Consider the following 7,710-nt stretch of genomic DNA (forward strand, 5'->3'; position numbering starts at 1 on the left):
GCATCACCGACGCCCAGCCGACCGGGCTCACCACGCACCGCAACGTCGACCTCGGCACGTTCCCGGGCTTCGGCGGCACCAGCCTCCGCTTCAACGAGACGGCCGGCGGCGCCCCCGTCCTACTGCGGACCGGCGCGGACGGCACCATCACCACGGTGGACAACGCCGTCACCGGGCTCGGCACCCACATCAACGGCCACCACCTCATCACGGCAGGACCGAACCGCATAGTCGTCGACGGCAACGGCGCCGTCACCCACCACGTGCTGCCGGTGCCCGCGCCGGCAGCTGGCGCGGTGCCGGGAGCCGTGCCGCCCGGCGGGCGCCACGTGTTCGCGCCGGTCGGCGACACCGCGGGCGGCGGCGCCGTGGTCCGCGGTCTCGACGGGCAGGGGGTGGGCGGCATCACCGCCGTCCCGCAGCGCGGCGGCGGCACCCGGCTGGTGGGCGGCGACGTCCACCTCTCCGTCGACGCCGCCGGCACCAACCTCTCCCAGGTCGTCCAGCTCAGCGGCCGCGGCGGCGGCCGCCTCGACGCGTTCGCGCACACCCCGATCCAGCCGGGCGGCGCGCCGGTGCTGCGGGCCGGCGACGGCGGCGCGGTCAACGGCGCGGTGACCGGCAACTCGGTGACGGTGCGCGGCGTGCACCTCGACACCACCCACCACCTCGGCGGACCGCGCGCCGGCCAGCTGATCGACGAGGTCTACCACGTCCAGGGCGGCCCGATGGGCCTGCACGGAATGGACCTCCGCGTTCCGGCGCAGGGCACCGCCGGCCGGGTCCATACCCCGACCGGCCCGGTGCCGGCCACCGTCACCCAGCAGATCCACGGCGGCACGACGACCGGCGTCCGGGTCGAGACCGCCGGCTACCACGTCCTCATCGACACCCGGGGCAACGTCACCCACAACGTCACCCCGATGCTGGGCCGCGGCGGCGGCCCGCTCGACGCCTTCGTGCACACCCCGGCGGTCGGTGGCGGCGCGCCGGTGCTGCGGGCCGGCGACGGCGGCGCGGTCAACGGCGCGGTGACCGGCAACTCGGTGACGGTGCGCGGCGTGCACCTCGACACCACCCACCAGGTGGGCGGTCCGCGCCCGGGCCAGCTGGTCGAGGAGATCTACCACCTCCGCGGTGGCCCCGCAGGCCTGAACGGGCGGGATCTCGTCATCACGGCCCGGGGCGACACGGGGCACGTGCAGGCGCCTCGTCCGGTGCCGGCCACCGTCACCCAGCAGTTCGACAACGGCACGCCGTCCGGCTTCCGGGTCCAGAGCGGCGACCACCACGTGATGATCGACCCGCAGGGCAACGTCACCCACCACGTCGTCACCCTGGACTCGCCCGGGCAGCCGACGCGTTACGCCTTCACCGACATCAACAACCCGGCCACGGTCGGGCTGCGGAACGTGCACGGCACGCCCACGCCCCACACCACCATCAACCGGCTCCCCGGCGGCGAACTCGAGATCAGCACCCCGAACAACAACCTCGTCACCCGGTTCGGCGGCGACGGCGCGTTCCAGTTCCAGGACACCCGGCTGCCCGGGGCCGGCACGGGCGGCGTCGACCAGTTCGCGCGGATGCGGCAGTTCGAGGGCGACGTCGGCCGGCGCGCCTACGAACTCCTCGACAACCATCGCGTCGTCGTCCCCGACCGCACCGTGCTGCCCAGGCCCCAGACGGGGGCCAACGCCAACCCCGGCTTCCGCGTCAACGACGACGGCGGCGTCTTCCGGCTCTACCGGCAGGACGGCCACCTCGACGTCTCCGTCGGCGCCCCCGACGCCACCACCAACATCCGCAACGTCACCCTGCACGCCGCGGACGGCGGCGCCCCGACCAACCTGCGGGTCCTCGAACTGTCCGACGGCGTCGACTCCCGCTACCTCGACATCACCAACCCCACCAACCTCCAACTGCGCGGCGGCGAACTCACCCCCATCACCACGCACGGCACCATCCACACCCAGCCGGGCGGCTACCGCGTCGACGGCTTCGGCGCCCGCGCCAACGAATGGCAGGACTACAACGCCACGGGCAAGCTCACCGCGCAGCGCATCGACGTCTTCCACCAGGGACAGGCCGTCGGCAACCAGCACTTCCTGCTCGACTTCCGCACCAACCCCGACGCGCCCACCTGGACCAGGAACACCGGCGTCGCCGGCGCGACGGCGCCCCGGAACCCGGGCTGGAACGACTTCGGCAAGATCGACGTCAAGGGCGGCGAGCGCGGCCACATCTCGCTGACCTCCCACACCGGCACCCCGGTCTTCGACCGCCGGGTGCTGCCCGACGGCGCCGTGCTCGACGCCCATGTCTCCGCCCCCAACCTGCGCGGGAGCCAGAGCATCAGCTACGGCCCCGGCACCAGGGACCACTGGTCCGAGATCCGGGCCAACGGCAACATCGGCGACTTCGGCCGCCGCAAGTGGAGCGTCAGCGGCCGCGCCTGGGTCGACTACGACAACGCGGGCAACCCCGTGCGCCACTTCCGGGAGAACCCGCAGGGCGGCCACGTCATCGCCGACATGCGCGGCATGAACGCCCACTACTGGAACGGCAGCACCAGCAACTGGACCCGATTCGACGGCGACTTCAAGCAGGTCGCCGACGGCACCAGGAAGTGGAGCCCGGGCCGCGCCTGGATCGACACGATGGGCGACGCGGCCACCGGCGAGACCAAGGTGGTGCACGTGAAGGTCGGCCGGGTCGCCGGCCTCGACGACCTGCGCCGCTACACCGCGCACGACATCAACCCGAACGGCAGCTGGAACGCCGAGTTCAAGGCCATCGTGCCGACCGGCAAGGACGTCGCCGGCGCCAAGGTGCTCAAGAACGGTGACACCCTGTCGTTCGAGCGGATCGCCGAGCAGCGGCCGCCGAACGCCTGGCGGTCGGTGCTCAGCTCGGAGTTCCGCAACACCAACTTCGGCACCGATCAGGCGGGTTGGGCCAAGGACAGCAGGATGCAGATCGCCCGCTGGGAACAGTCCAACGGCGGGACGGTCGTCGACCACGGCATCCAGTTCACCAGTCAGCACGGCCACGGCGTGTTCCGGATCAACCACGCCGGGGACTTCGTCGGCGAGACCCGCAAGCTCGCCAACGGGAACGAGCTCACCGTGGGCGCCGACGTCAAGCTGCCGGACGGCGTGGTTCTGGGGGCCGGCTACCGGCCCTGGTCCGAGGGCGCCGACAACCTGCAGGGCCACCGCACCTTCGTCCAGGCGGACTTCACCACCGTCAACCTGCCGCCGCGCGGCGGCAAGACCGGTAACGACGTGCTCTTCGTGGACCGGTTCCGCACCGACGCCACCCACGCCAACCCGTTCACGCCGACCGCCAACGCCGCCGAGTGGAACATCGCCAGGGTCGGCTTCAAGGACGGCACCATCCTGGAGTACAAGCCGCGCCCCATGGAGAACCCGGCCGGCACCGCGCTCGACTTCCGCCGCACCGGCCACCAGGGCGGCGCCGGCAACGACTGGATGCTCCTCGACCACCACGGCGCCGTGGTCGTCCGCCAGGACACCTTCGGCCTCGACACCCACACCTTCCGGGTCTGGAGCGACGGGAACAACCGCTGGGTCGGCGCCGACGGCTCCAGCGGCATCCGCAAGTACGCGGCGACCAACGACATCCACTACCGGAGCTGGGACCGGCACTCCTTCCAGGACTTCATGGACGGCCAACTGGTCCGCGAACACCGGCTGCTGGCGGACGGCACCACCCTGGACGCGTTCAAACTGCCGCACACCCCGGGCCAGCCGCCGGCCTGGCGCTGGAACAAGATCGACGCCGACGGCACGGTTCAGCGGTTCGGCGGCCAGGACGCGCGCGTACGCCATTGGATCGACTCCCGGGGCGCACTGGGCGACTGGCAGCCGGGCGCCCGGTTCGTCGACACCCTGGACGAGGGCGGCCCCGGCGTCCGCCAGTGGATCGACTCCCGCGGCAACGTACTGGGCGGCTGGCAGCCGGGCGCCCGGTTCGTCGACACCCTGGACGCGGACGGCGCCATCCGGATCCAGGAGATCCCAGCGTCCGCCGCGAGCGGCAACCCGGCCCGTGACGCGCTGACCATGAAGCCGTTCCGGGTCCGCGAGTACTTCGCCAAGCCCGGCGACCTGGACACGGCGGTCGACGCCGACGCCTACCGCGCCTGGAAGGAGTTCGACGCGGGCGTCACGGTGCGCGAGATGAAGCGGCTGCCGGACGGCTCGTTCCTGGAGTCGGAGACCTGGCAGAAGCAGTGGCGCCGGCACGTCTTCGGCGACGGCAACTCCCATGTCGTGCTCAACGACCGCACCATCCCGGGCAACATCTACGAGCGCGACACCTTCGGACGGACCCACCTCGTGGGCCGCGAGACGCACTTCATCGACTTCTCCAACGAGTTCCGCGGCTTCACCCGCGAGTGGAGCGAGTCGCTGCGCTACAGCTGGGGCCCGTCCGTCACCAACCGGCCGGGCGGGGTGCAGGGCGCCGAATCCCTCTACACCCCGTTCCTCGCCAACAACATGGGCTCGGTCGCGGTGGCGTTTACCCAGGAGTTCACCCTGGACTTCCTGCTCAACCTCGCGGTCTTCGGCATCGTCTCGGCGGCCACCGGCACCCCGTTCACCATCACCGACGTCCAGCAGGCCGCGTTCGGCGCCGTCGTCGGCGCGGGCCTCAAGTCCCTCTCGGTCGGCCTGCACAACTGGGGGGCCCACCGCGGCACCTGGAAGGTCGGCTTCGGCAACAAGGATCAGGGCTACGCGTACAACTTCCGCCAGAACGACGACAGTTGGAACGCCGAGTTCGCCGGCAACGAGAAGGTGCTGCGCTGGCGCGGCGGCACCTACGACTTCTTCGTCAACGCCGGCGTCGGCGGCCTGTCCGGCTTCGTCGGCGCGGCGGCCGGCGCGGCGATCTTCGGCGTCAAGGACTCCGAGGGCAACCGGCACCAACTCTCCGGCCTCGACGCGCTGTTGTACGGCGCCGTCGGCCTCGCCGGCGGCCTCGCCGGCGCGTTCAGCGTCGGCGCCCTCCGCGGCATGATGCAGAACACCGCGGCCGCCCGCCTCTACCACCGGGCCGGGATCATCGACTTCCTCGTGATGCCGGTCATCGGCAAGCTGATCGACAAGAACCTGGCCGTGTTCGCCCTGGGCCCGGCCGTTCGCGAATCCCTCGGCATCACCCCGCCGGGGGTGGACCCGTCCGCCGACGATCCCTTCCACTTCACCCCGGGTGGGTGACCGGAGGGAACGCCACGTGCCCGAGAAGACCCGCGGTTCTCGCCCCGGCGGTGACACCACCCGACCCGAGCAGCCCGAAGCCCTTCGCCACGCTCCACGGCGCCCAGCGCCCCGACGCTTCTCCAACCCGGCCCGAACCGGGTCCTCCACGCTAGGAGTTCGATGACTGACGAGCCGATCCGCGTGGCGCCCAGAACCAGGGGCGCACACCGGACCATCACCGAGGCCCTGGCGGTCGCCCCCGCCGGCGCGGTGGTCAGCGTCGCGCCCGGCGAGTACGCCGAGTCGTTCCGGCTGGCCCGCCGCGTGACGCTGATCCCCCAGCACGGCGACGGGTCCGTCACCATCGCCGTGCCCCTGGCCGCCGGCCCGCTCACCGTCGCCGCGCCCGACTGCCGGATGCGCGGCCTGGTGCTGCGCGGCGCCGACCCGGCCGAGGCCCTGCTGCGGGTCGAGGACGCCTCGGGGCTGACCCTGGAGGACTGCGTCGTCACCCACGGCCGGGTCGAGGTGCTGGGCTCCCGCAACCTCGTCGCCCGTCCCGAAGTGCCGGTCGGCACCATCCCGTTGGACAACGACCTGTCCGCCGAACTCGCCGACCCCACGGACGGCGGCGTCCTGGTGACCCGCCGCACCAAGCTGCGGGCCGCCCGGCACACCGCCCTGCACCTCACCGGCGACGCCCTGGCCCGCCTCGACGACACCGCGATCGAGGGCGTCGAGGGCATCGGCATCGCCGTCTCCGGCAGCGCCGTGCTCCGCGCCGACCAGCTGCGGGTGCACGGCGGCTCCGGATCCGCGCTCCGCGCCCGCGACTCGTCCCGGGTGCTGCTGCGCGGCAGCGGCCTGTTCGGCGCCGGCCGGAACGGCGTGCTGGTGCAGGACGCCGCCGAGGCGCTGCTCACCGACTGCCGGGTGGAGAACGCGGCCCGCTCAGGCGTCCGGCTGGACCACACGGCGCGCGCCGAGATCAACGAGTCCACGCTGGCCGGCGCCCGGCTCTCCGGCGTCGAGGTCCGCGACCAGGCCCGGGTGATGGCCCGCGGCGCCCGGGTGACCGGCGGCGAGACCGGCGTCCGGCTGCGCTCCACCGAGGAGTCGCTGCTCTTCTACTGCACCGTGACCGGCCAGCAGGGCAACGGCGTCGAGCTGTCGCACGGCGCCGACCCGCGGCTGCGCGGGGTGCGGGTGGCGCGCTCGGGCAAGCACGGGGTGCTGGTCGGCGAGGGCGCCCTCGGCACCTTCGACCACTGCGACGTGATCGCCAGCGCCCTGCCGGCGCTGCACGTCGCCAGGGACGCGGCGCCGCGGTTCCGCGGCTGCCGGGTCTTCGACTCCGCGCACGACCTGGGCCTCGCCGAGGGCGCCCAGGCCCTCTTCGAGGACTGCGTCGCGATCAACGTCGGCTCGCCCCGGCTCCCCGGGCTCGACCGCGGCCAGGGCGGACCCGAGCGCCCGCCCACGCCGGGCCCGAGCCAGGACCGGCGCCGCCGACCCCGCGACCGGGACGGCGAGCGGACCCGCGACCGCGACCAGGGGCCGGCCGCCGCGGCCCCCAGACCGACCACCACCGCCACCGCCGAGCGGCCGGGCGACGACGAGTACGAGGACGGCCCCACCCAGGAGTCGCTGCCCGAACTCCTCGCCGAACTCGACGAGTTGGTCGGCCTGGACGGCGTCAAGCGGGACGTCAGCGGCCTGGTCAAGCTGATGCAGACGGTCCGGCTGCGGCAGGAGGCAGGACTGCCGGCCCCACCGCTCAGCCGCCACCTGGTGTTCGCCGGCAACCCGGGCACCGGCAAGACCACCGTGGCCCGGCTCTACGGCCGGCTGCTCAGCGCCCTCGGGCTGCTGTCCCGCGGCCACCTGGTGGAGGTCGACCGCAGCGCGCTGGTCGGCGAGTACATCGGCCACACCGGGCCCAAGACCACCGAGGCGTTCGAGAAGGCCATGGGCGGCGTGCTGTTCATCGACGAGGCGTACGCGCTCACCCCGGCCGGGGTGGCGCAGGACTTCGGCAGCGAGGCCATCGCCACCCTGGTGAAGCTGATGGAGGACCACCGCGACGAGGTCGTCGTCATCGCCGCCGGCTACCCGGGCGAGATGAACCGCTTCATCAGCTCCAACCCGGGCCTGGCCTCCCGGTTCACCCGGAGCCTCGCCTTCGCCGACTACTCGACGGAGGAGTTGGTCAGCATCGTCGAGCACAACGCGCGCCGGCACCGCTACCAGCTCACCGACGGCGCCAGGAAGGCGCTCTCCGGCTTCATCGGCGCCATCCCGCGCGGCGAGGGCTTCGGCAACGGCCGCACCGCCCGGCAGCTGTTCCAGCAGATGACGGAACGCCAGGCGATGCGGGTGGCCGAGCTGACCAAGCCCGAGGCGGACGCGCTGATGTCGCTCAACGAGCACGACCTGCCGGTGTGACGGCCGGCGCCGAGGCGGGGGCGGGGGCCTGGCG

The 7,710-nt window shown here is 73.0% G+C and carries 2 protein-coding genes; both read left to right on the forward strand.

Annotation, left to right across the window (positions count from 1 at the left end; genetic code table 11):
• On the forward strand, positions 1-5,249 hold a 5,249-nt coding region (locus tag E1283_RS37565), incomplete at its 5' end, for an RHS repeat domain-containing protein (protein ID WP_165956269.1).
• Positions 5,250-5,411: 162 nt separating this feature from the next.
• Complete coding sequence (locus tag E1283_RS27725) at positions 5,412-7,676, forward strand: right-handed parallel beta-helix repeat-containing protein (RefSeq protein ID WP_132820900.1); 2,265 nt, start codon at positions 5,412-5,414, stop codon at positions 7,674-7,676.
• The last annotated feature ends 34 nt before the right edge of the window (positions 7,677-7,710 follow it).

This window comes from Streptomyces hainanensis (assembly GCF_004348415.1).
Classification (GTDB): domain Bacteria; phylum Actinomycetota; class Actinomycetes; order Streptomycetales; family Streptomycetaceae; genus Streptomyces; species Streptomyces hainanensis.

Coding starts and splice junctions, on each gene's coding strand:
- E1283_RS27725 (WP_132820900.1), top strand. CDS start 5,412: ATGACTGACGAGCCGATCCGCGTGGCGCCCAGAACCAGGGGCGCACAC.